Here is a 25,770-nt window from a genome sequence, read left to right as displayed (position 1 = left end):
GAATATGAAAAAAAGAAAAGAAATTAATGCTGAAAAATCCCAGGAAGCCGTTATTGTACTTCCGGTAGTTTCAGTAGAAAAATCGGTAAAATCTAAAGTAAAAAAAAATAATTCGGAAGAATCTGTTTTGACAGACGCAGAGTTTTTAAAGATTTTGCTAAAGGTTAAAAATGGTAATTTTACCCAACGTTTCCCAACAGATCAAAACGGAATAAAAAGATCGATCTGTGATACTTTGAACGAAATCATAGATCTTAATGAACGAATGGTTTTCGAGTTTCAGAAAGTGGGTAAAAGTATTGGTAAACAAGGTAAGCTTACCAATAGAGTTGCCCTTGACGGAGCAAGAGGATCCTGGAGCTCCTGTGTAGATTCGGTAAACACACTGATTTCAGATCTGGTGCATCCAACTATTGAAATTGCCCACGTAATTACTTCTGTGGCAAAAGGAAATTTATCACAGGAAATGCCGCTTTCTATTGAAGGAAACCCGCTTCAGGGGGAATTCCTAAGGATTGCCAAAGAGGTAAACGGAATGGTAAAACAGCTGAACCTGTTTTCGATGGAGGTAACCCGTGTAGCGCGTGAAGTAGGTACAGAAGGAAAACTGGGAGGCCAGGCAAAAGTAAGAGGTGTTGGAGGGGTTTGGAAGGATTTGACCGACTCGGTAAATAAAATGGCGAGTAACTTAACCGGCCAGGTTCGTAATATTGCCGATGTAACCACGGCGGTAGCAAAAGGGGATTTGTCTAAAAAAATCACCGTTGACGTAAAAGGAGAAATCCTGGAACTTAAAAATACCATCAACACCATGGTGGATCAGCTGAATTCATTCTCTTCTGAGGTGACTCGTGTGGCGAGAGAGGTAGGAACAGAAGGAAAACTGGGAGGACAGGCACAGGTAAAAGGAGTTGGGGGAACCTGGAAAGATTTGACGGATTCGGTAAACCAGATGGCATCGAACTTAACAGGTCAGGTTCGTAATATTGCCGATGTAACAACCGCGGTAGCAAAAGGGGATTTGTCTAAAAAAATTACTGTTGACGTAAAAGGAGAAATATTAGAATTAAAAAACACCATCAATACCATGGTGGATCAGCTGAACTCATTTTCTTCTGAGGTTACGCGTGTGGCGGTAGAGGTTGGATCTGAAGGAAAACTCGGAGGTCAGGCTAAGGTTCGTGGAGTTGGAGGTGTGTGGAAAGATTTGACGGATTCGGTAAACCAGATGGCATCGAACTTAACAGGTCAGGTTCGTAATATTGCCGAGGTAACGACAGCGGTGGCAAAAGGAGATTTATCTAAAAAAATTACAGTAAACGTAGCGGGAGAAATTCTCGAACTTAAAAATACGATCAATACGATGGTGGATCAGCTGAACTCCTTTGGTGCCGAGGTAACCCGTGTGGCACGTGAGGTAGGTTCAGAAGGAAAACTGGGAGGTCAGGCGAAAGTAAAAGGAGTTGGAGGAACGTGGAAAGATTTAACGGATTCGGTGAATCAGATGGCATCCAACTTAACGGGTCAGGTACGTAATATTGCCGAGGTAACAACTGCCGTAGCAAATGGAGATTTATCTAAAAAGATTACTGCCGTTGCCGAAGGGGAAATCCTGGAGTTGAAGAAAACCATTAATACGATGGTGGATCAGCTGAACTCGTTCTCGTCTGAGGTAACCCGTGTGGCACTTGAGGTAGGTACCGAAGGAAAACTGGGAGGTCAGGCGAAAGTAAAAGGAGTTGGAGGAACCTGGAAAGATTTGACGGATTCGGTAAACCAGATGGCGTCGAACTTAACCGGTCAGGTACGTAACATCGCCGAGGTAACAACCGCGGTAGCAAAAGGCGATTTATCACGCCAGATTACCGTTGATACAAAAGGGGAAATTCTGGAATTGAAAAATACCATTAATACGATGGTGGGCCAGCTAAACTCCTTTGCATCTGAGGTAACCCGTGTGGCGCGTGAAGTTGGAACCGAAGGAAAACTGGGAGGTCAGGCACAGGTGGAAGGTGTTGGTGGAACCTGGAAAGATTTAACAGATTCGGTAAATCAGATGGCATCCAACTTAACCGGTCAGGTACGTAATATCGCCGAGGTAACAACAGCGGTGGCAAAAGGCGATTTATCATTACAAATTACAGTAGACGTAAAAGGAGAAATCCTGGAGCTTAAAAATACGATTAATACGATGGTGGATCAGCTTCGAGGCTTTGCATCTGAGGTAACAAGGGTTTCGCGAGAAGTTGGTACAGAAGGAAAACTGGGAGGTCAGGCGAATGTACCTGGAGTTGCCGGAACGTGGAAAGATTTAACAGATTCCGTTAACCAGATGGCGGGTAACTTAACCGCTCAGGTTCGTAATATTGCCGATGTTGCGATTGCCGTGGCAAACGGCGATATGTCCCGAAAAATTACCGTTGACGTTCGGGGGGAGATTCTTCAATTAAAAGAAACCCTGAATACGATGGTGGATCAGCTTCGTGAGTTTGCCTCTGAGGTAACCCGTGTGGCACGTGAGGTAGGAACAGAAGGAAAACTGGGAGGTCAGGCAAATGTACCGGGAGTTGCAGGAACGTGGAAAGATTTAACGGATTCCGTTAACCAAATGGCGGGTAACTTAACAACTCAGGTACGTAATATCGCCGAGGTAACCATTGCCGTAGCAAACGGGGATATGTCGAAAAAAATTACTGCCGACGTTCGTGGAGAAATCCTTCAGTTGAAAGAAACCGTAAATACGATGGTGGATCAGCTTCGAAGTTTTGCTTCAGAGGTAACAAGGGTATCAAGAGAAGTAGGAACAGAAGGAAAACTGGGAGGACAAGCGTTTGTACCCGGAGTTGCGGGAACATGGAAGGATTTAACGGATTCGGTGAATCAGATGGCATCTAACTTAACAGGCCAGGTACGTAATATTGCCGATGTAACTAAAGCGGTAGCGAATGGTGACCTTTCAAAACAAATTACCGTAGATGTAAAGGGAGAAATTTTGGATTTGAAAAACACCTTCAACACGATGGTGGAACAGCTGAATTCGTTTTCATCCGAGGTAACCCGTGTGGCGCGTGAGGTTGGTACCGAAGGAAAACTGGGAGGCCAGTCTGAAGTAAAAGGTGTTGCGGGAACGTGGAAAGATTTAACAGATTCGGTTAACTTGATGGCTTCCAATTTAACGTCTCAGGTACGTGGAATTGCGAAAGTGGTAACATCCGTAGCAAAAGGAAACCTGAAACAAAAACTATCTATTGATGCAAAAGGAGAGGTTGCACAACTTACAGATACAATCAACGAAATGATTGATACGCTGGCAACCTTCTCGGATCAGGTAACAACTGTTGCCCGTGAGGTGGGAGCAGAAGGAAAACTGGGGGGGCAGGCAAATGTACCGGGAGCTTCCGGAACGTGGAAAAATTTAACAGAAAACGTAAACCAGCTTGCAGCGAATCTGACGACTCAGGTACGTGCAATTTCAGAAGTTGCTTCTGCGGTAACACAAGGGGATTTAACACGAACAATTGGTGTTGAAGCAAAAGGGGAGGTTGAGGCTTTGAAAGATACCATCAACCAAATGATTTCAAACCTGAAAGCGACAACACTACGAAATCAGGAACAAGACTGGCTGAAATCGAATTTAGCGAAATTTACACAAATGCTTCAGGGGCAAAAAGAACTGAATTCGGTTACCAAAAAAATCCTTTCTGAGCTTGCAACCGTTGTAACCGCACAACATGGGCTTTTCTATATTTTGCAGGAAGATGAAGAATTCATGGATTCTAAACTGAATCTGATTGCCTCTTACGCTTATATCAAAAGAAAAAACTCCCCAACCCAATACGCAATGGGAGAAGGGCTTATCGGACAGGTTGCGATAGAAAAAGAAAGAATCATTCTGAGCAATGTCCCTAAAGATTATATCAAAATCAATTCAGGTCTTGGCGATGCAAAACCGCAGGATGTTATCATTCTTCCGGTACTTTTTGAGGGCCAGTTAAAAGCTGTTATCGAGCTGGCTTCTTTGGATACTTTTAGTCAGACCCATTTAGATTTCCTTGAAGGATTAACAGAAAGTATTGGTATCGTATTAAATACGATTGAATCGAACTCCAGAACAGAAGAACTTTTGGTACAATCTCAATCATTGGCAAGCGAGCTTAAAAGTCAACAGGAAGTTCTGAAAAACACCAATGAAGAACTGGAAGAGAAAGCCTTCTTATTGGCAAATCAAAAAGAAGAAGTAGAGCTTAAAAACCAGGAAGTTGAGGTGGCTAGAAAGGCTTTGGAAGAAAAGGCAGATCAGCTGACTTTAACATCAAAATACAAATCGGAGTTTTTGGCAAACATGTCGCATGAGTTAAGAACACCACTGAACAGTCTGCAGATTTTGGCCAATGAATTAATTGCTAACAGAGACGGAAATCTTTCAGAAAAGCAAATACAGTTTGCCAAAACTATTAACTCATGCGGGGATGACCTTATTCAGCTGATTAACGACATTCTGGATTTATCTAAAATTGAATCCGGTTATATTTCTGTGGATTATAATCCGATTAGTTTTCAAGATATCAGCAGATTTGTTGAGTCTACTTTTAATCCAATTTCAGAAGCGAAACATCTGCGTTTTAAAATTAGTATGGATGATTCCCTTCCGGAATTAATAGAAACCGATTCGCAGCGATTAAATCAGATTCTGAAAAACCTTTTGTCAAATTCTTTCAAATTTACGGAGAAAGGAGGAGTACAGCTCAAAATATATAAAGCAAATAATAATTGGAAAACCACAAATGCAAGCCTTGATAATGCTGAGGCTGTAGTAGCTTTTGAAATTTCAGATACCGGTATTGGTATTTCCAAAGAAAAACAAAATATCATATTTGAAGCTTTCCAGCAGGCCGAAGGTTCTACCAGCCGTAAATATGGAGGTACAGGTTTAGGATTATCTATCAGCCGTGGACTTTCAGATTTATTGGGAGGAAGTATTGAGCTTGAAAGTGAAACCAATGTAGGAAGTAAATTTACATTGTTCCTTCCTTTAAAATATGTTCATATTCCTGAAATAGAAAATATTGATGTAGAAGAAGAAACCGATGTTAAAGGCCGTATAAAATCATTGCCTTCCGAAAAATTTCACCGGTCTGATATTGATTTATTCTTTGTTGATGAAGTAGGAGACGACAGGACCGATATTAAACCGGACGACAAAGTGCTCCTGATTGCCGAAGATAATCTGACATTTGCGAAAATTATGCTGGAACAGGCCCATATTAACGGAATCAAAGCTATCGTTACAACAAAGGGCAATGATGTAATTGATTTTATCAATCAGTTTCATCCACATGCCATAACTATGGATCTGAATATGCCTGATACGAGTGGATGGAAAATCCTTGACAGATTAAAAACCGATTTTAACCTGCGACATATACCGGTTTATATTATTTCTGGTGAGGACGAGAGAAACAAAGGCCTTAAACGCGGAGCCAGAAACTTTTTTCTTAAACCGGTAAAAAATGATTCGCTAAATTATTTATTCAATGATATTCACGATTTTAAAAACAAAAAGGTAAAAAACCTGTTAGTGGTTGATGATAATCAGACAGAATTAGACAGAATACTGAAGGCTGTTGATGGTGATGATATTACGGTTTTTTATGCTAAAACTGCTACGGAAGCGGTTGCACTTATTAGAGATCATTCATTTGACTGTATTATATTGGATTTAAAACTGCCGGATGCAGACGGACTTGACATTATTACCGACTTAGAGAATAATATAACAGGACAGGAAACTGCCATTATTATTCATTCTGCAGGTGATGTAACCAAGAAACAAAAAGCGAGACTCAACAGATTTGCCCATAGCATCATTACAAAAAGTGCATCGTCAATGGATGAACTAATAGATCAGACAGCTTTGTTTATGCATCGTGTCCATAAAGAATTGCCCGAAGCTATGAGGGAAAGTATTGAATCTTTTTATCTGAAAGAAGATGTACTGCCAGGCAAAAAAGTACTATTGGTTGATGATGATGTTCGTAATCTTTTTGCCCTGACAACTGCTTTAGAAAGATATGGATTAGATGTCATCAGTGCAGAAAGTGGTCAGGAAGCCATTAATATACTGAATGAAGATAAAACTATAGATATTGTTCTGATGGATATTATGATGCCGGAAATGGATGGATATGAAACTATGAAACGTATTCGAAAAGATGCCAGACATAAAGATTTGACGATTATTGCAGTAACAGCAAAAGCGATGAAAGGAGACAGACAGCGTTGTATAGAATCGGGAGCCTCAGATTATATGACAAAACCGGTAAATGTAGAACAGTTATCTTCGCTGATGCGCGTGTGGCTTAAATAAATAATTTTATATTCAATTCAAAATAATGGGAGACAACGCAATTAAAATCTTAATAGTTGATGACAAAAAAGAAAACCTGCTTTCTTTGCAAGTCATTCTGGCTAATCGCGGTTATCAGTTTGTTGAAGCAACATCAGGAAAAGATGCTTTGCGGATTCTTTTAAAAGATCAGAATTTTGCCATTATCCTCATGGATGTGCAAATGCCGTTGATGGACGGTTTTGAAACAGCTGAATTAATTCGCCAAAGCGAAAAACTGAAACATGTTCCTATTATTTTTTTAACAGCCAATATGGATACTGCAGAATATATATTCAAAGGATATCAGTCAGGTGCTGTTGATTATATGATTAAACCTTTATCTCCGGAAATATTACAGGCCAAAGTCATGGTTTTTACGGAACTATTCAGAAAAAATCAGGAATTGAGACAAAAAGAAGAGGAAACGAATGCACTTAATGAAATAATTTTAAAATCCAATAAAGAACTTGCTCTTCAAAATTCGGCTATCGAAAAACATGCTGAAGAACTGAGAAAGAAAAACATGGAACTGGATGCTTTCACTTATATATCAAGTCATGATCTTCAGGAACCATTGAGAAAAATTCAAACCTTTGCCAATCTGATACTTTCCAACGAATATTTAAATTTGTCTGAAGACGGAAAACTTAAGTTTAACAGAATCCTGTATGCCACCAATAGAATGCGGGAGCTCATTAATAGTCTGCTTACTTTTTCAAGAGCAACACTTGTTGACAGAAAATTTGAAACAGTAGATCTTAACACCATTATAAATGATGTGAAAGAGGCATTACATGAAAATTTATTGGAAAAGAATGCTGTTGTTATAACTGATTTTCATGATAATGTAAAAATTATTCCTTTTCAGTTTGTTCAGTTAATGGAGAACTTAATTCATAATGCCATAAAATTTGCCCAGCCCGAAGTGCCACTAGAAATTACCATAAAAAGCCGTTTGGTTGACGGTCCGGATTTACATATCGGAAAACTATCCAGAGACGTCAATTATTGCCATATTACTTTTGGAGATAACGGAATCGGATTTGAACCACAGCACAATGAAAAAATATTTGGTGTCTTTCAGAAATTGCATAGCAGGGATCTTTATGAAGGAACGGGAATTGGACTTGCCATCGTCAAGAAAATAGTTGAAAATCACCATGGTTATGTAGATGCCGTTGGTGAACCCTTAAAAGGAGCCACTTTTAATATTTATATCCCTTATAATTAATCTGCAGGGAAATCATTAATGACATTGTCTATAAAATAAAACAGACTCATTATTTGAGTCTGTTTTTGTATTTAATGTTGATAAAAATTAGTTACTGGTGACAGAATAACTGTTGCAGGTAAAGTTTAATCCGCCTCCGTTTGTACCGTAAGATGAGGTAATTTCAAATCCAAATTGTACATCACCAACAGTAATATTGCCAATCCATCCTTTGTTTTTTATCCAGTTTAAAATGGCTTTGGCATCAATAGTACCGCTGTTTGTTTTTGATGTGCGTAAAAATGAATATACATTATTTGAACCATTATGGCCTCTGTACACATTCCAGGTGTGCCCACCAATACTTTGATTAGTATAAACAGCAATTGCACCTCCGGTAGCTGAATAATTATATGAAATTGGTTTTACATTACCGGTACCATTTGCATTTCCTGTATAATTCATCCATAGCATTATTTCATGGGATTTAGCGCTATCCCAGATGTCATAACAGGATTCCCATGCACCACCGGCAGGTGTAGTGGCATTAAAGCTGGTACTAAGCGTATTTACTGAACTAAGAGCTTTACCAATATATCTGGTAGAATTTGGATATGATTTAATACCACCAGTATTAGGGTGATTTGCCCAAACTCCCCATTGACTGTAACTGTTTGCCCAGATAGACTGACCGCCTGCACCAGCCCCCCAGACATTGTTGTAGACCGTATAGCCTCCATTTGACCAACTGCCATACTGAGCAGATGATGACCAGTTTGCTTTAACTTCAGGTTCGTCGTTAACATCGGTTGACTCGCAACTGATAAACATAGCACATAACGCAGCAAATAAAATTGATTTTTTCATAAAATAAATGGTTTATAGTTAATAATAAGTTATTACCAAGATACTGATAATTAACTATTTGTTTAAATATTGTCTTAAATAAATTGTAATTTTTAAGTTATTATCATAAAAAATTAGCAATTACATTTTTAAATGCAATAGTTTTATTTAGTTATGGTTAAAATGACCATAATTAAAATAAAAAAAATGTGAATTTCGTAATTTATAAGAAATGTAAATTAAGCAACTGATCTATCCTATAAAAGTATGGTTTTGTATTGCATTGATTCTCTGATCGATAGAAGAGTGAAGGTTTTTTTGTTTAAATAAACGAGGAGAAAAGTAAAAATCAGAACAGATTTATTTTCCTAAATTGGCAACCCACACATTATCAGATCTTCCTGCACCCATTTCGATATAAGTACTGCTCATCATGGCTTTGCAATGATCTGTGCTATTTTTCCATCCGTTTACAACTTCTGCAGGATTATTATAATTGCGGGCAATCACTTCCCCTACGTAGGTACCTGTATAGCCTGCTGCACTGGCTCTTTGTATAGGACTTGTCCCTTCCGGGGATATATGAGAAAAATAATTGCGGACATTCATATCATGGGCATGATTGATTGCTGTCTCAGCTAATATTGAGTTACTTACCAATTCAGGAACAGGTGGCATATCTTCGTCGCCGCACTTGCATCCTGTTACTCTTAATTTATTGATTTCGATCAAAACAGGATCGGTAACATTTGTATCAACAACAGGGACAGCAGCATCATTATTATCACAAGAAAAAAATAATGCTGCGAAAATGAAAAAAATAAAATATTTTGAAGACATCGAAAAATATTATTAATTAAGATATAAAGAGCCTGTGAATTGTAAAGATATTTGTTTTATTTGTTCAAACAAATACGAACAAAAAATATAAATGGAAAAACCGCAATTAGCATATTTATGATAACTAAAAAGTATTTGAAAATAATTTTTAAAATTACAGGTAAACTTCAAAAAAAATACAAATTAATGTACAGACTCTTCCTTTTTTGTTTTTTCGCCTTTATTTCATGTAAAAAAGCCGGACATCCAACAGAACATTCAAAAACTATTGTTCTCCAGCCTTTAGGAAATTTTCAATCTAATTCTGCAAATGAAGTATTAGAAAAAATAAAGGAAATTAATCCAAATGTAGTGCTCAGAAAAGCAATAGATTTTCCTTCAGGATCTTATTATAAACCAAGAAACAGGTTTCGTGCCGACAGTATTATTAAAAATTTAAAAACAAAAATTGGTCAGGATTCTGTTATTGTCGGTCTTTCAAGTAAGGACATAAGTACAACAAAAGGCAATATCAGGGACTGGGGAATAATGGGGTTGGGTTATCACCCCGGAAAAGCATGCGTTGTTTCTGATTTCAGGTTGTCGGAGAAAAATAAAAAAGAACAGTTTTATAAAGTCGTTCTGCATGAATTAGGTCATACCGAAGGTTTACCGCACTGTAAAATAAAAGCTTGCCTGATGTGCGATGCCGAAGGTGGTAATCCGATAGATCAGGAAAAAGACTTTTGCAGGGATTGCAGGAAATTTTTAAAATCCAAAAACTGGAATTTGCTCTAAGGTCTATTTGTACTATTTGCAATTGAAGTTTTGTAATAACAATTAGTAATCGTGTAAAACTTTATTACGTGCCGTGAATTAAATTTAATGTTCTGTAAATGAGAAAAATATTTTCATTTTTAGATTTAAAAATTCACATTAAAGCGTAAAGATGAACCCTCCATTACTAGCATTTAACGATAAAGGAATATACTGCCAGCAGGCCAATGTTTATCTTGATCCCTGGCGGCCTGTAACCAACGCCATCATTACGCACGGGCATTCAGATCATGCACGCTGGGGACATAAAAACTACATTACACATCACACCAATGTTCCGATTATAAAGCATCGCCTTGGTGATATCAGCGTTACCGGCAAAGACTGGAATGAAACTTTTACTATCAACGGAGTTACATTTTCGCTTCATCCCGCAGGACATATCATTGGTTCCGCGCAGATACGAGTGGAATATAAAGGCGAAATCTGGGTTTTTACCGGGGATTATAAAACCGAAGATGACGGAATTTCAGTCCCTTACGAAGTCGTAAAATGCCATGCTTTTATAACAGAATGTACTTTTGGATTACCCGCTTTTAAATGGGTACCGCAAGCCGAAGTGATGACCGACATAAATAATTGGTGGGCAGAAAATCGTGCCGAAGGAAAAACCTCTGTCCTTTTTGGTTATTCGTTAGGGAAAGCACAGCGATTATTAAAATATTTAGATACCGATATCGGAAAAATTTACACTCATGGTGCAATAGAAAACATGACAAATGTCTTGCGTCCGTTAGTTGATTTTCCGCCAACAACAAGAGTAACTTCAGAAACTAAAAAAGAAGATTTATTGGGTAGCATAGTACTTGCGCCTGCAAGTGCTCACGGAAGTATATGGATTAGGAAAATGACTCCTTTTGTTACCGGTTCTGCCAGTGGATGGATGGCTTTTCGCGGAGCAAGAAGACGCCGTGCGATAGATCGCGGGTTTGTTTTAAGCGATCATTGTGACTGGACTGGATTACTCGAAAGCATAAAAGCTACCGGTGCCGAAAAAATAATTTCTACTCACGGTTATTCTGATATTTTTTCGAAATACCTCCAGGAGTTAGGTTATGATGCCCGAACGGCACACACCCAATATGAAGGGGAAGCAGGTGAAATGGATGCTAAAAAAGACGCTGAAGAAGCTACAGTAGAGCAGGATCTTTAATGTTGCTGATCATGTAAAAAATAAAAGTATGAAAAACTTTGCCGAACTCATAAAAGCACTCGACAGTTCCAATAAAACATCGGTAAAAGTAGATGCGTTGACCAATTATTTTCGCAATGCCAGCGATGAAGATAAAGTCTGGACCATTGCAATCCTTTCGCATAGGCGTCCGCCAAGACCTGTCAATACTACTTTATTGCGTTTATGGGCAAATGAATTGGCGGGTATTCCACTTTGGCTTTTTGAAGAAAGTTACCATATTGTAGGCGATCTTGCCGAAACAATTGCATTGGTAATTCCAACCACAAAAGAGCATTCCGACAGAAGTCTGACCGAATTTTTACAGGAAATCATAGCCTTAAGGAAGAAAACAGATCTTGAAAAAAAAGAATATCTGCATACCAATTGGCTGGCCTTAAATTATTATGAGCGTTTTGTTTTTACCAAATTAATTACAGGAAGTTTCAGGATTGGTGTCAGTCAAAAATTAATGACCAGAGCACTTTCCAAAGCAGAAAACATTGATGAAGATGCTTTGGCCCATAAACTGATGGGGGACTGGAATCCGAATAAAATTACATTTCAGGAGTTGATTCTGGACGAAAAAAGCAGTGATTATTTATCAAAACCATATCCGTTTTATCTGGCTTATCCTATTGAAGGAGAACCTCCCAGCCTTGGAAATGCAAAAGATTGGATTGCCGAACATAAATGGGACGGGATTCGTTCTCAAACCATTATTCGTGATAGCGAAATTTATGTCTGGAGTCGGGGAGAGGAGCTGGTTACAGATAAATACCCCGAATTTGCTTCTTTTATAGGAATCATTCCTGATGGAACTGTAATCGATGGAGAAATTCTTCCTTTTAAGGATAATGAAATTGGTACATTTAATGACCTGCAAACACGAATTGGACGAAAAACAGTTTCAGCAACAATTTTAAAAAAATCACCTGTAATTATAAAAGCATACGATTTATTAGAATGGAAAGGTGAAGACATTAGAAATCGTCCTTTTGAAGAACGGCGAATTTTACTCGAAGAATTATACGAAGATATAAAGCATAATGATATTCCGCTGCAGCTTTCCGAAAGGATAGAATTTTCGACATGGGAAGAATTGACAGAAGAAAGATTGCGCTGCCGCGAAATGAAAAGCGAGGGTTTGATGCTGAAGCGAAAAGATTCTCCCTATCTCACAGGAAGAAAAAAAGGAGATTGGTGGAAATGGAAAATCGAACCTCTGGTTATTGATGCCGTGCTTACGTACGCAATGCGCGGACACGGACGGCGCTCGAATTTATTTACCGATTATACTTTTGCACTTTGGCAGCAAAATGATAACAATGAAAAGGAACTCGTCACTTTTGCCAAAGCGTATTCCGGTTTAACTGATGCAGAGTTTAGGATGGTGGATGACTGGATTAAGAAAAATACGCTGGAAAGATTTGGCCCGGTTCGAAGCGTAACCCCACAACTGGTTTTTGAAATTGGTTTTGAAGGAATAGCGCTTTCCAAAAGACATAAAAGCGGAATTGCAACAAGATTTCCAAGGATTTTAAGATGGCGTCATGACAAAAAAATTGACGAAGCCAATTCTATTGAGGATTTAAAAAGCATGATTTTGTAAAAATGGAACGCAGATGACACGAATTCGCTAAGCGAAAACATAGATAAAAAGGATTTCTTCATTTTCTTAATATCTTAATGATTTATAAAAAACAAATGAACAGAGAGCAACTTTTTGCTTTGGCAAATGAATGGTTTCATCAGCAGGGATGGAAACCTTTTCCGTTCCAGACGCAAACCTGGACGGCTTTTTTGCAGGGTAAAAACGGTCTGCTGAATGCACCAACCGGAAGCGGAAAAACCTATGCACTCTGGTTACCAATTGTTTTAAATTACATAAAAAATAATCCGGACTATAAAACGAAACATACTTCCGGACTCAAGGCAATCTGGATTACGCCTTTACGATCGCTTTCGGTAGAAATAAAACAAGCTGCTGAACGTGTTGTACATGATTTGGAAACCAAAATGACTGTCGGAATTCGTTCCGGTGATACATCGGCAGGAGAAAGAGCCAAACAAAAAGACAAAATGCCCGATTTGCTCATAACCACACCGGAGAGTCTGCAGCTGCTGCTCGCAACCAAAGGTTATGATAAAATATTTGGTAAATGCGAAGCAATTGTAATTGATGAATGGCACGAATTATTAGGCACAAAACGCGGTGTACAAACCGAGTTGGCTTTGTCCCGATTAAAAAAAATCGCCCCGAATATGCGTATCTGGGGAATTTCTGCCACAATTGGAAATTTACAGCAGGCACAGGAAGTTTTACTCGGAGTTGACTCAGAGGCCTATCATAATTCGGTTTTGATTAAAGCAGTTATTCACAAAAAAATAAAAGTCATTTCGATTATTCCTGATAAAATGGAGACTTATCCATGGCGCGGGCACATGGGATTACATTTGATTGATGAAGTGGCTAAAATCGTAAAAGCCAGTAAAACAACACTTATTTTTACCAATGTACGTTCTGCCTGCGAAACGTGGTTTCAGCGTTTACTGGAAAAATATCCTGAGTTTGCAGGAGAAATGGCGATGCATCACGGGAGTATCAGCAGAGAAACAAGGCTTTGGGTAGAGCAGGCAATACGTGATGAAGAACTAAAAGTAGTTGTTTGTACTTCGAGTCTGGATTTGGGGGTAGATTTTGCTCCCGTAGAAACCATTATTCAGGTCGGAGGTCCAAAAGGAGTTGCCCGTTTTCTGCAAAGAGCCGGACGAAGCGGTCACCAGCCGGGAAAAGAAAGTGTTATTTATTTTCTTGCTACCCATGCTATTGAATTAATCGAAGCCTCGGCATTAAAAAAAGCAGTCGAGAATAATGTTATCGAAGACAGAATTCCTTATTTGAACAGTTGGGATGTTTTGGTTCAATATTTAAATACGCTGGCAGTGTCTGATGGATTTTTTCCTGATGAAATTTATAAAGAAGTCAAAGGGACATTTTGCTATCAGGCAATGACGGAAGATAACTGGAATTGGATGCTCAATTTTATTTCAAACGGAAGTCAGAGTTTACAAGCTTATGACGAATATAAAAAGGTGGATGTTGATGAAAACGGCTGTTTTAAGATCAACAGCCGATTGATCGCCATGCATCACAGAATGCAGATCGGAACTATTATTGGCGATTCGGTTTTGAATGTAAAATACATGAGCGGCGGTTACATCGGAACTGTTGAAGAATGGTTTATAACCAAATTAAAACCCGGTGACACCTTTATTTTTGCCGGAAAAAGACTCGAACTGTTTCGAATCAGAAATATGCAGGTTCTGGTAAGAAAAGCAGATCCTAAAAAAATAGCTAAAGTGGTCAGCTGGATGGGCGGACGCATGGCACTTTCCGCACAAATGAGCGAATTGCTTCGCCAGGAATTATACCGTGCCAATACAGATAATTTATCTCCGGAATTAAAAGCGCTAAAACCATTATTTACGAGACAAAGAAAAGAATCTATTGTACCCAATGCAGATGAATTTCTAATTGAGACTTTCAAAACCAGAGAAGGATTTCATGCTATTTTTTATCCGTTTGAAGGTCGTTTTGTACATGAAGCTTTAGCGAGTTTACTGGCTTACAGAATTAGTTTATTGGTGCCAATAAGTTTCTCGCTGGCGTATAATGATTATGGTTTTGAATTGCTTTCGGATCAGGAAATCAATATGCAGGAAGTGTTGGATAATAATTTATTTTCTACGGAATACGTACATCATGATCTGCAAAAAAGTTTGAACGCAACCGAAATGGCCAGAAGAAAATTCAGGGATATTGCCGTGATTGCCGGATTGGTTTTTACAGGCTTTCCGGGAAAAATGGTCAAAACAAAACACCTGCAAAGCGGTTCTCAATTGTTGTTTGAAGTATTTCGGGATTATGAGCCGGATAATTTATTATTTCAGCAGGCCTATCTCGAAACCTTTGAGCATCAATTAGAAGAGGGACGTTTGATTATGGCATTGGAGCGTATTCAGCATCAGGAAATCGTATGGAAACCCTGCAGTAAACCAACACCTTTTAGCTTTCCGGTGATTACTGACCGATTGAGAGAAAAGCTTTCGAGCGAAACATTAGCAGAACGAATCAAAAAAATGACAGCATCATATATGAAATAATACTTATGGAAATTACAATAAAAAATCAGGCATTCATTTTACATCCAAGCGGAGCTTTGTTTTGGAAAGCTAAAAAAATGCTCTTAATTTCTGATGTGCATCTGGGAAAAGTTTCACATTTTAGGAAACACGGCGTTGCAATTCCGAATAATGCGATTATTGAAAACTTTACAAGGCTGACAAAAGTTGTTGAATTTTTTTGTCCTGAAAAAATTATTTTTCTGGGAGATTTATTTCATAGTTCCAAAAATAAGGAATGGGATTTATTTGTTGAATGGGTAGCGGGATGTGTCAGCGAAATTATGCTTATTGCCGGAAACCATGATATTATAAACAAAAAAGAATATACGGATATTAATATCAATGTCTTGCAATTCCTCGAAATAGATGACTTTTTACTGACCCACCATCCTGTGGAAAAAAAAGGCTGGTTTAACTTTTCCGGACATATTCATCCCGGAGTTATATTGCGGGGTTTAGGCGGCCAGTCTTTAAAGCTGCCTTGTTTTTTCCAAAATGAAAATCAAATGATATTACCGGCTTTTGGTGAATTTACAGGCAAACACCTTATGAAGGCAGAACAGGATGACATTATTTATGCTATTGCAAAGGATGAAATTTTTGTGCTTTTTGGAAAATTATAAATTTAGATAAAAAAATAATAAATAAAAGAACGTTCATTCACTTATTATTTTATCTTTGTAAAAAAAACAGAATGCGAATAAGAGATATTGATAAGGAGAAACTGGTTATTGCAAATGCGATAGATCAGATTGTGCAGGATGGTTTTCAGGGTTTCAGTATGAATAAGCTGGCAAAAGCCTGTAACATTTCTGTCGCTACCTTATATATTTATTACAAGGACAAAGATGATTTAATCCTGAAAATAGGAGGAACCATTGCCCTCGATTTTTTTACAAGTACAGTAAAAGACTTTTCACCAGAAATGTCATTTGAAGAAGGATTATGGAAACAGTGGGAAAACCGGTCTCTATTTGCCCTGAAAAACCCTAAGGAAGTTGCTTTTTTTGAAATTATAAAGCATTCGCCATACGGAGAAGCCATATTAAATTCTTCAACAAAATTTTCAGATTTCAGAATGAGTATGCTTCAGTTTATTGAGAATGCATTACGAAATAAAGAACTCGTTCCAATGACACTCGAAGTTTTTTGGTCTCTTGCATATGGGCCATTATATACTTTGTTAAACTTTCATAAGGAAGGAAAAAGTTTAGGAGGAAAACCATTTACACTGACCAATAAAATGATAAGGGAAGCCTTTCAGGCTGCCATTAAAGCTTTAAAACCATGAAAAATTATGGAAACAAATTTAAACACAATACACATTTTTAAAACAGACGTTTGGAAAAAAAATCCGGACTGTCCCATGCATAGCACATTTGATAATCATTCAGGCATACAACAATGGAGCATTGATTATGAAGATGTTGATTGCGTACTGCGAGTAGTTTCAGAAGTACTTAAACCTAATGAAATCATTGGTATAGTTAATGAGTTTGGCTATCAATGCCACGAATTGCCTTAATCAAATTAATCAATCAAAAATCAATCAGTCAAAATGGAAAAAAATACAATAGAAATTCCGCCCTTTACCTCACATCAAAAAATTATTATTGCCATACTGGCGCTTTTACAATTTACGGTTATACTTGATTTTATGATTATTTCCCCTTTGGGAGATATATTAATGAAAAAGCTTGATATGACTACATCAAATTTCGGTTTTGCAGTTTCCGGATATGCATTCAGTGCAGGAATTTCCGGATTGCTTGCAGCGGGTTTTGCAGACAGATTTGACAGGAAAAAACTCTTGATTTTCTTTTATACAGGATTCATTATTGGTACCGTTTTCTGCGCTTTTGCTTCCAACTACTGGTGGCTTCTTTTTGCAAGGATTTTTACAGGCCTTTTTGGAGGTGTTATTGGTTCGGTTTCTCTGGCGATTGTAACAGATTTATTTGTAATTCATCAAAGAGGGCGGGTTATGGGTTTTATACAAATGGCATTTGCAACAAGCCAGATTTTAGGTATACCGCTTGGATTATATTTTGCCAATAATTGGGGATGGCATTCGGCCTTTATTATGATTGCTGTTTTAGGAATATTGATTTTGATTGCTATTGTTACTAAAATGGAGCCTATAACGAAGCATTTAGAACTGCAGTCTGATAAAAACCCTTTTCTTCATCTTTGGCATACACTAGGTAATAAAAACTATCAGATTGGCTTTGCAGCTATTGCATTTCTTTCTGTCGGAGGTTTTATGCTGCAGCCATTTGGAACTGCTTTTCTGGTGAATAATATTCATATAAGCCAGCTTCAGCTACCTATGGTTTTTTTCTTTACAGGGCTTTCGGTACTTTTTATAATGCCGATAATTGGGCGGTTAAGTGATAAAATAAGCAAGTTCAAATTATTTTGCGCAGGATCATTAATTTCGATCATTATGGTTTTAATTTATACCAATCTTAGTCCAATACCATTATGGGAAGTAGTGGTAATCAATATGATTTTGTTTATGGGTATTATGAGCCGTATGATTCCTGCTACAACACTCAATACAGCGATTCCCGAAATGAAAGACCGTGGTGCTTATATGTCGATAACATCATCATTACAGCAAATTGCAGGCGGGATTGCGGCTGTCTGTGCAGGTTTTATTGTACATCAGAGAACGAAAACTTCTCCTTTGGAAAACTATGATATTTTAGGGTATGTAATTGCTGTTATTACATTTTGCACTGCACTGTTAATGTGGAGAGTGAATCAATTAGCAAAATCAAAAGAAGCAATCGAAAAAAAATAAAAGAGTAATAATAATAATATTATTATTATTATTATTATTATTGGGAATCAATTGGCTTCGTTGCGGATAACTTAGCGAAGGGTTTTTAATGTAAGGAGTGGGCTTTGACTTCGCTCAGCCTGACACCTGTTTTGGATTCGAGCAAGAGTAAGTGTTTTAAAATAAATATTTTGCAAATTAATTGAAAGATTGTATAAAAATTTTAAAAAATTATATAACAATAATTATTCTCAAGATTTTAAATTTGAAGATGCTACAAATTTAAAAAACGAATATTATGAAAAGATCTTTTAAATCCACAATTGCTATTGCCATCATGATAATAGGAATTGCAGCTTCTTGTAAAAAAAAGGAAACTGCTGTTGATACAACAACTACTTACGATTCGACAGCAACAACTATTGATAGTGTGCAGACACCAATTGATACAACGATGACAGATACAATGAGAACTGATACTACGAAAACAACAACGCCATAAGATTTTTATATGCCTAGCGTAGAACAGTAATTATTAATTAATTATTTAATTCTAAAAAAAAGCCAGCAATGTTTATTCATTGCTGGCTTTTTTAATTCGATGATTCGACATTAGAATTTTATCATCACTCAATACTCGGACAATAGTTAGTACAATTCACTTCATATAGCATAATGTCTCCTTTTTTCTTTTCGGTAAAATCAATAATATAAAAGACTTTCAATTGAGTAAACAATTTACATACAATGTCATTATATGCATATTTTTTTAAAGAATCAATTCTAACAATATTCTTTTTATATTTTTTTAAAAATGATTTATTTACTTTTCTTGATTCAGAAACAATATTAGCCTCTTTTTTTTTCCAATTTTTATATTTAGGGTGCTGAAAGTAAAGCTCCCACTTATCTTGTACAGCAAAATTATACGCTCTTTCATTGAAATTAATTGGTTGTATTTGAGTTTGTATTGAATACTTCTTTTCATTTTTATGACCCTTAAATTCGATGTAAATTGTATCTAATTTTTTTAGGCATTCAAAATCTTGACTATAAATAGTCATAGATATAAAAAATATAGCGATTGTATGTATAATAGTTCTCATAATCATTTAATTTTTATCAAGTCTCGCACGACCTGCATTAATATAATTGCCCAATAAAAATAGAGAATCTGATGGGATTTGGAAAATCTACTTTGTAACAATGGTTTCTTCTAATCCATTTATACTTATACATTTATAATAATTTGTCCAATTCCATATTTCAAATGCAGACAAATCTGTTTTTGTGTAAATTTTTAAATCAGAAACATCAGCTCTCCTGGCTTCAGTTGTTACCGAATCCCTAATTTCTCCAAGCACCTTTTGCATCGTAAGAATCATAAAACTGTACATAAAATTATGCTGCTCATTAGCAGGAGGATACATAGTATTTAAGATTTTTACAAAATCTGCCCCTACTTCAGGATTAGTCGCTTTCACAAAAAGATAAGCATGAATGCATTCATGTAAAACTGTTTTGGCATTCTCAATATTGGTTCGATTTTAGTCTTATACTAAAAATTTTAAAGCAGTTTTAGTGTTTCACTAAAACTGTTTTTTGATATTACTCTCCTATTACATACGAACTACTTTTTGTTACTTCATACAAAGTAATTTGTCTATTATTGATTTCTGAATTATCAATGATGTAAATTACTTTGCATTTTTCAAAAGCTTCATACATGCTTCTGTATACGCCATACTTTTTAAAAAAATCTATTGAGATAATCTTTTTTTTATTTTTCCTTAAATATGATTTTTTAACAACCTTTACATCCGATTTAACGTTCATCTCTCTTCTTACATAATCTGGATATTCACTAACCCAAAATTGTAAATACTCTTTCTTCTTATTCTCCTCAAAATAGATAATGTACCATCTCTGGAACCCCTTGCTATTTACAGGGAGGACTGTTTTAATTTGAGACTCACTCTGTTTGAAGTTTACAAAAATAGTGTCCAAAGTTTTTATATACGAAATGTCTTGACAATAAGCATTGGTTGTAAATGATAATAATAATAATAATAGGTGTATGTTTTTCATGTTGTTATCTATCTAATTCTATTTTTCCTGCTCTTATATATTGATTAAATAATGCAATCTTATCAGAAGATTCAAAATCTACTTTAAAACAATCAACTTCCTCTAATCCGCTTAAACTAATATATTTGTAGTACTCAGTCCATATCCAAGGTGTTGAAGTCATAGGATTTTGTGTTGGAAATTATTCGCCCATACTATACGAGCTTACTTTTGAAACTTCATATAAAATGTATTTACAGTTTTTTCTTTCAGAATTATCAATGATATAAATTACTTTGCAATTTTCAAATGCTTCATATGTACTTTTTAGAATACCATATTTCTTAAAAAAATTAACACCAATTATATTTTTTTTATATTTTCTTAAAAATGATTTTTTTACAACTTTTATATCTGATTTTATTTTTAAATCTCTTCTTGTAGAATTTGGATATTCACTAAAATAAAACACAAAATACTCTTTCTTTCCATTGTCTAAAAAGTTGATCACAAACCTTCTTTCTCGAAAGCCAATGTAATCAACTGGAAATACAAATTTGGTTTGCTCACTATCTTCCTTAAAATTCACAAAGATTGTATCTAGTGTTTTTATGTGTTCAATTCTTGCGAATAAGTATAGCACGAAAAGAACAAAAAAAGTATAACAATTTTTTTCATAGTCTTATTTTATTTATCTATCTAATTCATTATGACCATTTCTATAATAATCATTAAATAATCTAAGTTTGTCCGAAGGGTTCGGAAAATCTTTTTTGAAGCCAACAGTTTCTTCCAATCCTTTTAAACTTATGTATCTATAATACTCATTCCAAATCCAAGGAGTTGATGTTAGTGGAATTTCTGTTGGATGCATAGTAACTTCATTATCTAAAACATTCCTACCCCTTTGAGTTGTCACCGAATCCCTAATTTCAGAAAGTACTTTCTGCATCGTAGGAATCATTTGATTATACATAAAATCATGCTGCTCTTTGGGTGTTGGATACATCGTATTTAAAACTTTTACAAAATCTGTCCCTGCGAAGAATTTAGAACATTTGTTAAAATTGCTTTTATATATACTTATTCTCCCATGCGATAAGAACTAGACATTATTACTCGATATAACATAATTTTGCCGTTTTTTTGTTCATCACAATCAATAATATAAATTACACTATTTGCCGAAATAGCTTCATATGTGCTCTTTTCAATACCATACTTTTCAAAAAAACCAATTCCAATAATATCTTTTTTATGCTTTTTAAGAAATGATTTCTTTTCTATTCTTGGCAAATATTTTTTGGCCGTTTCTGTCGAATTATCTTTAAAATCAGGTTTAGTAAAATATAAGCATGTTCTGTCTGAAATTTGCCCTAATCGAATTGTATAAAACCGATAATCTTGTGAACCCTGTTTTGTTTGATTGACAGATTTTTTGAACTTTACGTAAACAGTATCAAGTTTTTTTATGTACTCAATATCTTGTCCATAATTATAAATAGAATAAAGGAATATAATTATAAAAGTTGCTTTTTTCATTGTTTTAAACCGTATAATTCGCACTTACCAGCATCATCATATATATTCTCTTAATGGATTAAGCCTAAGAATATAATTTTTTTCAAAATTTGAAACCCTATGAATTTATATAGGGGCGCTTTTATTCATAAACTGGGCAATTATATATTAAATAGACTTTGTATAATACAATTTTTTCTTTTTTACTTTCAGTTAAATCAATGATATAAAGTGTTTTAAATCCTGATAATAGTTCGCAGGCAATATATTCATCTTCGAATTTTTTTAAAAAATTAATATCAATTATATTTTTTTTATTTTTTTTTAAAAATGCTTTATCTTCAATCCTTGGAAGAAATGAATTTCCATTTTCTGAAAGTGAATTTTTATAATCAGGTTTTTCAAAAAGGAGATATTTTTTTTCCTTCTTTTTTAAATAGAAACGATAATCCCTATAATTACTTGTATAGATATTTTTTTCTGAATTCTTTTTTTTTGTAAACGAAATATAAATTGTATCAAGTTTTTTTATATGATCAATATCTTGGCAAAATCCAAAATTTGAAATAAGAAATAGAATAATTAACTTTTTCATATTTATTAGCTTTTTATTATTATTTATCCAATTCATTATGCCCATATTCTATATATTTGCTTAATAGATTCCACTGATCTGAATTTTTAGGATAATCTACTTTAAAGCAATTAGCTTCGTCCAATCCTTTTAAACTAAGATATTTATAATATTCACTCCAAATCCAAGGTGTCGAAGTTAATGGATTTGTTGTAGGATGCATTGTAATTGAATTATCTACCACATTTCTGCCAGTAGTGGTTGTTACCGAATCCCTAATTTCAGAAAGCACTTTTTGCATCGTAGGTATCATAAAACTGTACATAAAATCATGCTGCTCATTTGCCATTGGATACATCGTGTTTAGGATTTTTACAAAATCTGTCCCAACAGCAGGATTGTTTGCTTTTACAAAAAGATAAGCATGAATGCATTCATGCAAAATGGTTTTGGCATTTTCTATTTTGGTCTGGCTTTTAGATGTTCCTGGCACCAATATTTGTTGACTTATTTTTATAATAATATTTTTGGTAACCGGATCCTGGCTGGTTGTTGCGTTTACTTCTTTTTTTGCTGGATCATTATCTTCATAAACATGCTCGGCAATTTCAAATTTAACATTATATCTGGTGCTGCTTCCAAAGATATCAATAAATAATTTTTTAAATTCGGGAGATTGTGTTAATGCCTTATCATAAATTTCGTTAAACTTTTCACCTCCCGGAATATTGTTTGTTATGGCGGATCTGTCAATATTCATTGGGGATTTAAAAGAAGCAGCAATATCAAATTGCAAAGCAGGATTTAAAATCATTTGTTCCAGTAATTTTTCAATAAAAATCTTAGCTTCGGAAGAATTATTTTGATCTAAAAAACTCTTGATAGCTACTGCCTTATCATCATTATTCAATAAAAACTCTAACTGCTCATAATTAAGAGTACTTCCTAATAAATCATTTATATCATTGGCAAGTATCTGTACATCACAATCTTCAGACTGACATGACGGAGGCAATGATATTCCAGTATCAACAGGACCACCACCACCACCGCTTCCGGAACCACCACCTCCTACGCCCGGATCACCACTACCACCACTGCCGGGATTTCCTCCACCAGTTCCTTCACCGCATGCGTCCGAAAAATAGGCAACAACATGATAAGTAGAGTAAGGCAAGGAGCCATTGCCATCGCAATTATCTGCTTCGGAAGCTCCTGAATGATTCCCGCTATAGCATTTATGAGGTATTTCTACTACATCATAATAATAATAAACACAGCTTGATTTTGAGGTCTTAGTGGTAAGAGAAAAAGTTTCACTATTAATTTCCTTAAATCCAGTAACGGTAAAATTATTATGTTCGCTTGCTATTCCGTCAGGAAAATAATAGGTAATGATGTACGCCTTAAACTTCTCATCTCCTAAGTTTCTGGCCAAAATTAAATTATCTATTATTTTATTTGAAGCATAATTGTACTTCTCGATATAAAATGTATAGGATTCCTTTAAATTATCAGGCCTTTTGGTATAGGTAACCTTATCTGTAAAAATTTTGAAATCTTCGGTTTGGATATTTTTACTTTTTAAAGTTGATTTTTGGGTATCCAGGTTTGTCAGCTTATTAAAAAGAGTGCTATTTGATTTTAAATAATCATAATTTTTATGAAGTAATATAAAATTTTCCTTTTCCTGATCTGGATTTTCAAGTTTGTCAATTTCACTACTACATCCATATAAAGTTAAAAAAAGCATCAAGACTAGAAATTTTACAATAAATGTTTTTCTTTGCTTTTTAATTTTACTCATGATTATTATTTAAAATTTATAGATCGTTAATTAATTTTACGGACGCAAATATATAAATAAAGTATTACAAGTTTTATTTTTTCACGAATCATCTTGCTGCTTTTTTGACTTACTTAATTCTAAAAAAAAGCCGGCAATGAATAAACATTGCCGGCTTTTCTATTTTAAATAAATCGTGTTTTATTTATTCATGACCCGATTCTAAATAAGATTTTAAATTTTGAACATCATCTTTTACGATTTTCTCGAAAAATGGATTTAAAAGTTTGGCAGCACTTTCTCCTGCAACACCAAGCGGAGCACGATAGGAGATGGTGATATCAAGTTCTGTTGCTTTTCCTTTTGATTTAAAAATAACTTTTCCGACATTTTCAATCGATGCATTGTGTAAAGATTGCCAGCTTAAAAGTTTTTCCTTTTCGTCTTTTATGATTTCGGCTTTCCAGGTTAATTTGCCAATTCCGGCAGGACCTTTTGCTGTCCATTCTGATGTTGTACTGCTGATTGTCTTAACAGATTCTAAGTGATTCATAAATTTAGGCAGGTTTTCCAGATTTCTCCAAAAAGCATATACTTCGCTGATAGGTTTATTGATTACGCTGTTTACTCTGATGTTTATAGTATGTGCTTTATCATTTTTAAGATGATCGACCGCATCATATACCGGACAATAGCCGCTAATACCTCTTAAAAGCATGGTGCCGCCAATACCGCTTTTTGTCATATTCTTTTCTTTTTTGGCTAATCCGTTATATAAAAGATAGGCGCCGCTTGTAACCATTATTATTCGTTCAAGCGTCGAAACATTGTTTTTAATTTTTGGACTGTGGTCCTTTAAAAATTTTAATGGGGTTTGTGTTATTGCTTCCATAATTTTTATATTTATTGTTTACCGTTTTTTAGATTTGATTTCTATTGATTCATTAATTGGCGTTTTTATTATCTTTTTAAATCGTCTTCGTCTTCATCAAGATCAGCATCATCCATATCACTGTCTTCTTCAAAATCATCATCAGGATTATAGAGCAGACTTGTATCCCAATCTCTATTATTATTATTATTATTATTATTATTATTATTATTATTATTATTATTATTATTATTATTATTATTTCCAGAGTTTGAATTATTTACATCCTGATTCCGGTCTTCATCATTGAAACGATTTGGCTGGTCATTCGTAAATTCTTCTAATCCTTCTTCATTTTCTGGCTGCTGATTCAGGTCAGTATTCAGTTCTGATTTTTCAAGATTGGTATGGGGTATATCCTGGTCATTGCGATCCGGATGATTATAACTACGGTTTGTATTATTTTCCATGATTACTATCTGTTTAAAGAATAATTTACTTTTTTGCAGGACTTTTTTTCACAGCTTTAGTGTCTTTTCCGGATTTATTATTATCAGCCGTACTTTTTCCTGTTTTTTTATCATCCGTTTTTTTATTTGTGTTCATGACATTTAATTTAAAGTTAATTTCAAATTTATAACGGAAAGCTTTTTATCCTTTTATAGAATTAAAATTTGTAATTATATAATTTTCAGAGTAATAAGAAA

24 protein-coding genes are annotated in these 25,770 nt (G+C 35.3%); 11 read left to right on the top strand and 13 right to left on the bottom strand.

Annotation, left to right across the window (positions count from 1 at the left end):
* Positions 1-4: 4 nt before the first annotated feature.
* Positions 5-6,367, top strand: coding sequence for a HAMP domain-containing protein (locus ACEN92_RS06325; RefSeq protein WP_495641527.1), 6,363 nt, complete (start codon positions 5-7; stop codon positions 6,365-6,367).
* Between the two features lie 25 nt (positions 6,368-6,392).
* Positions 6,393-7,619: a sensor histidine kinase gene (locus ACEN92_RS06320; protein WP_495641526.1), complete on the top strand. Its 1,227-nt coding sequence runs from the start codon at positions 6,393-6,395 to the stop codon at positions 7,617-7,619.
* 87 nt (positions 7,620-7,706) lie between these two features.
* Here ACEN92_RS06320 and ACEN92_RS06315 read toward each other — a convergent pair whose 3' ends face one another.
* Together ACEN92_RS06315 and ACEN92_RS06310 are read right to left on the bottom strand one after the other, a co-directional pair.
* Positions 7,707-8,465 carry a GH12 family glycosyl hydrolase domain-containing protein gene (locus ACEN92_RS06315; RefSeq protein WP_495641525.1) on the bottom strand — a complete coding sequence of 253 codons (759 nt, stop codon included), beginning with the start codon at positions 8,463-8,465 and terminating at the stop codon, positions 7,707-7,709.
* 339 nt (positions 8,466-8,804) lie between these two features.
* The gene (locus tag ACEN92_RS06310; RefSeq protein ID WP_495641524.1) at positions 8,805-9,284 is read right to left on the bottom strand and encodes a CAP domain-containing protein; all 480 of its coding nucleotides are present in this window, start codon (positions 9,282-9,284) and stop codon (positions 8,805-8,807) included.
* Between the two features lie 186 nt (positions 9,285-9,470).
* Here ACEN92_RS06310 and ACEN92_RS06305 point away from each other — a divergent pair, with 186 nt between their 5' ends.
* The 9 genes from ACEN92_RS06305 to ACEN92_RS06265 all read left to right on the top strand — a co-directional run bounded on the left by ACEN92_RS06305 (position 9,471) and on the right by ACEN92_RS06265 (position 18,746).
* Positions 9,471-10,061, top strand: a complete 591-nt coding sequence (locus ACEN92_RS06305) for a Zn-dependent protease (protein WP_495641523.1) — start codon at positions 9,471-9,473, stop codon at positions 10,059-10,061.
* A gap of 151 nt (positions 10,062-10,212) precedes the next feature.
* Positions 10,213-11,253 carry a ligase-associated DNA damage response exonuclease gene (locus tag ACEN92_RS06300; RefSeq protein ID WP_495641522.1) on the top strand — a complete coding sequence of 347 codons (1,041 nt, stop codon included), beginning with the start codon at positions 10,213-10,215 and terminating at the stop codon, positions 11,251-11,253.
* Between the two features lie 28 nt (positions 11,254-11,281).
* Positions 11,282-12,883, top strand: a complete 1,602-nt coding sequence (locus ACEN92_RS06295; protein ID WP_495641521.1) for an ATP-dependent DNA ligase — start codon at positions 11,282-11,284, stop codon at positions 12,881-12,883.
* Between the two features lie 95 nt (positions 12,884-12,978).
* The gene (locus ACEN92_RS06290; RefSeq protein ID WP_495641520.1) at positions 12,979-15,438 is read left to right on the top strand and encodes a ligase-associated DNA damage response DEXH box helicase; all 2,460 of its coding nucleotides are present in this window, start codon (positions 12,979-12,981) and stop codon (positions 15,436-15,438) included.
* A 5-nt stretch (positions 15,439-15,443) separates the two neighbouring features.
* Positions 15,444-16,082: a ligase-associated DNA damage response endonuclease PdeM gene (pdeM, locus tag ACEN92_RS06285; protein WP_495641519.1), complete on the top strand. Its 639-nt coding sequence runs from the start codon at positions 15,444-15,446 to the stop codon at positions 16,080-16,082.
* A gap of 71 nt (positions 16,083-16,153) precedes the next feature.
* On the top strand, positions 16,154-16,750 hold the full coding sequence (locus tag ACEN92_RS06280; RefSeq protein WP_495641518.1) for a TetR/AcrR family transcriptional regulator: 597 nt from the start codon (positions 16,154-16,156) through the stop codon (positions 16,748-16,750).
* 75 nt (positions 16,751-16,825) lie between these two features.
* The gene (locus ACEN92_RS06275) at positions 16,826-16,984 is read left to right on the top strand and encodes a hypothetical protein (RefSeq protein WP_495641517.1); all 159 of its coding nucleotides are present in this window, start codon (positions 16,826-16,828) and stop codon (positions 16,982-16,984) included.
* Positions 16,985-17,017: 33 nt separating this feature from the next.
* The gene (locus ACEN92_RS06270; protein ID WP_495641516.1) at positions 17,018-18,265 is read left to right on the top strand and encodes an MFS transporter; all 1,248 of its coding nucleotides are present in this window, start codon (positions 17,018-17,020) and stop codon (positions 18,263-18,265) included.
* Positions 18,266-18,542: 277 nt separating this feature from the next.
* Positions 18,543-18,746 carry a hypothetical protein gene (locus tag ACEN92_RS06265; RefSeq protein ID WP_495641515.1) on the top strand — a complete coding sequence of 68 codons (204 nt, stop codon included), beginning with the start codon at positions 18,543-18,545 and terminating at the stop codon, positions 18,744-18,746.
* Between the two features lie 124 nt (positions 18,747-18,870).
* On the opposite strand, the gene ACEN92_RS06260 is transcribed toward ACEN92_RS06265, so the two are convergent.
* The 11 genes from ACEN92_RS06260 to ACEN92_RS06210 form a co-directional block, all read right to left on the bottom strand.
* Entirely contained in the window at positions 18,871-19,350 is a 480-nt protein-coding gene (locus ACEN92_RS06260; protein ID WP_495641514.1) for a hypothetical protein, read from the bottom strand.
* Positions 19,351-19,437: 87 nt separating this feature from the next.
* On the bottom strand, positions 19,438-19,728 hold the full coding sequence (locus ACEN92_RS06255; RefSeq protein ID WP_495641513.1) for a hypothetical protein: 291 nt from the start codon (positions 19,726-19,728) through the stop codon (positions 19,438-19,440).
* Positions 19,729-19,852: 124 nt separating this feature from the next.
* Positions 19,853-20,332, bottom strand: coding sequence for a hypothetical protein (locus ACEN92_RS06250; protein ID WP_495641512.1), 480 nt, complete (start codon positions 20,330-20,332; stop codon positions 19,853-19,855).
* Between the two features lie 4 nt (positions 20,333-20,336).
* Positions 20,337-20,495, bottom strand: coding sequence for a hypothetical protein (locus tag ACEN92_RS06245; protein ID WP_495641511.1), 159 nt, complete (start codon positions 20,493-20,495; stop codon positions 20,337-20,339).
* A gap of 18 nt (positions 20,496-20,513) precedes the next feature.
* Positions 20,514-20,900, bottom strand: a complete 387-nt coding sequence (locus ACEN92_RS06240; protein ID WP_495641510.1) for a hypothetical protein — start codon at positions 20,898-20,900, stop codon at positions 20,514-20,516.
* Positions 20,901-21,002: 102 nt separating this feature from the next.
* A complete protein-coding gene (locus ACEN92_RS06235; protein ID WP_495641509.1) occupies positions 21,003-21,320 on the bottom strand; it encodes a hypothetical protein in 318 nt (105 codons plus the stop codon).
* Between the two features lie 74 nt (positions 21,321-21,394).
* Positions 21,395-21,853, bottom strand: coding sequence for a hypothetical protein (locus ACEN92_RS06230; protein ID WP_495641508.1), 459 nt, complete (start codon positions 21,851-21,853; stop codon positions 21,395-21,397).
* 121 nt (positions 21,854-21,974) lie between these two features.
* Positions 21,975-22,427, bottom strand: a complete 453-nt coding sequence (locus ACEN92_RS06225; RefSeq protein WP_495641507.1) for a hypothetical protein — start codon at positions 22,425-22,427, stop codon at positions 21,975-21,977.
* A 19-nt stretch (positions 22,428-22,446) separates the two neighbouring features.
* The gene (locus ACEN92_RS06220) at positions 22,447-24,213 is read right to left on the bottom strand and encodes a hypothetical protein (protein WP_495641506.1); all 1,767 of its coding nucleotides are present in this window, start codon (positions 24,211-24,213) and stop codon (positions 22,447-22,449) included.
* Positions 24,214-24,397: 184 nt separating this feature from the next.
* The gene (locus tag ACEN92_RS06215; protein ID WP_495641505.1) at positions 24,398-25,084 is read right to left on the bottom strand and encodes an SRPBCC family protein; all 687 of its coding nucleotides are present in this window, start codon (positions 25,082-25,084) and stop codon (positions 24,398-24,400) included.
* A 68-nt stretch (positions 25,085-25,152) separates the two neighbouring features.
* Positions 25,153-25,533, bottom strand: a complete 381-nt coding sequence (locus ACEN92_RS06210; RefSeq protein WP_495641504.1) for a hypothetical protein — start codon at positions 25,531-25,533, stop codon at positions 25,153-25,155.
* Positions 25,534-25,770 lie beyond the last annotated feature (237 nt).

This window comes from Flavobacterium sp. Flavsp81 (assembly GCF_059491325.1).
This window is presented reverse-complemented; position numbering and strand designations above follow the sequence as displayed.

What these genes read in the sequence shown, in the direction of transcription:
- ACEN92_RS06325 (WP_495641527.1), top strand. Translation starts at nt 5, where the DNA reads ATGAAAAAAAGAAAAGAAATTAATGCTGAAAAATCCCAGGAAGCCGTT.
- ACEN92_RS06320 (WP_495641526.1), top strand. Translation starts at nt 6,393, where the DNA reads ATGGGAGACAACGCAATTAAAATCTTAATAGTTGATGACAAAAAAGAA.
- ACEN92_RS06315 (WP_495641525.1), bottom strand. Translation starts at nt 8,465, where the DNA reads ATGAAAAAATCAATTTTATTTGCTGCGTTATGTGCTATGTTTATCAGT.
- ACEN92_RS06310 (WP_495641524.1), bottom strand. Translation starts at nt 9,284, where the DNA reads ATGTCTTCAAAATATTTTATTTTTTTCATTTTCGCAGCATTATTTTTT.
- ACEN92_RS06305 (WP_495641523.1), top strand. Translation starts at nt 9,471, where the DNA reads ATGTACAGACTCTTCCTTTTTTGTTTTTTCGCCTTTATTTCATGTAAA.
- ACEN92_RS06300 (WP_495641522.1), top strand. Translation starts at nt 10,213, where the DNA reads ATGAACCCTCCATTACTAGCATTTAACGATAAAGGAATATACTGCCAG.
- ACEN92_RS06295 (WP_495641521.1), top strand. Translation starts at nt 11,282, where the DNA reads ATGAAAAACTTTGCCGAACTCATAAAAGCACTCGACAGTTCCAATAAA.
- ACEN92_RS06290 (WP_495641520.1), top strand. Translation starts at nt 12,979, where the DNA reads ATGAACAGAGAGCAACTTTTTGCTTTGGCAAATGAATGGTTTCATCAG.
- pdeM (WP_495641519.1), top strand. Translation starts at nt 15,444, where the DNA reads ATGGAAATTACAATAAAAAATCAGGCATTCATTTTACATCCAAGCGGA.
- ACEN92_RS06280 (WP_495641518.1), top strand. Translation starts at nt 16,154, where the DNA reads ATGCGAATAAGAGATATTGATAAGGAGAAACTGGTTATTGCAAATGCG.
- ACEN92_RS06275 (WP_495641517.1), top strand. Translation starts at nt 16,826, where the DNA reads ATGCATAGCACATTTGATAATCATTCAGGCATACAACAATGGAGCATT.
- ACEN92_RS06270 (WP_495641516.1), top strand. Translation starts at nt 17,018, where the DNA reads ATGGAAAAAAATACAATAGAAATTCCGCCCTTTACCTCACATCAAAAA.
- ACEN92_RS06265 (WP_495641515.1), top strand. Translation starts at nt 18,543, where the DNA reads ATGAAAAGATCTTTTAAATCCACAATTGCTATTGCCATCATGATAATA.
- ACEN92_RS06260 (WP_495641514.1), bottom strand. Translation starts at nt 19,350, where the DNA reads ATGAGAACTATTATACATACAATCGCTATATTTTTTATATCTATGACT.
- ACEN92_RS06250 (WP_495641512.1), bottom strand. Translation starts at nt 20,332, where the DNA reads ATGAAAAACATACACCTATTATTATTATTATTATCATTTACAACCAAT.
- ACEN92_RS06245 (WP_495641511.1), bottom strand. Translation starts at nt 20,495, where the DNA reads ATGACTTCAACACCTTGGATATGGACTGAGTACTACAAATATATTAGT.
- ACEN92_RS06235 (WP_495641509.1), bottom strand. Translation starts at nt 21,320, where the DNA reads ATGTATCCAACACCCAAAGAGCAGCATGATTTTATGTATAATCAAATG.
- ACEN92_RS06230 (WP_495641508.1), bottom strand. Translation starts at nt 21,853, where the DNA reads ATGAAAAAAGCAACTTTTATAATTATATTCCTTTATTCTATTTATAAT.
- ACEN92_RS06225 (WP_495641507.1), bottom strand. Translation starts at nt 22,427, where the DNA reads ATGAAAAAGTTAATTATTCTATTTCTTATTTCAAATTTTGGATTTTGC.
- ACEN92_RS06220 (WP_495641506.1), bottom strand. Translation starts at nt 24,213, where the DNA reads ATGAGTAAAATTAAAAAGCAAAGAAAAACATTTATTGTAAAATTTCTA.
- ACEN92_RS06215 (WP_495641505.1), bottom strand. Translation starts at nt 25,084, where the DNA reads ATGGAAGCAATAACACAAACCCCATTAAAATTTTTAAAGGACCACAGT.
- ACEN92_RS06210 (WP_495641504.1), bottom strand. Translation starts at nt 25,533, where the DNA reads ATGGAAAATAATACAAACCGTAGTTATAATCATCCGGATCGCAATGAC.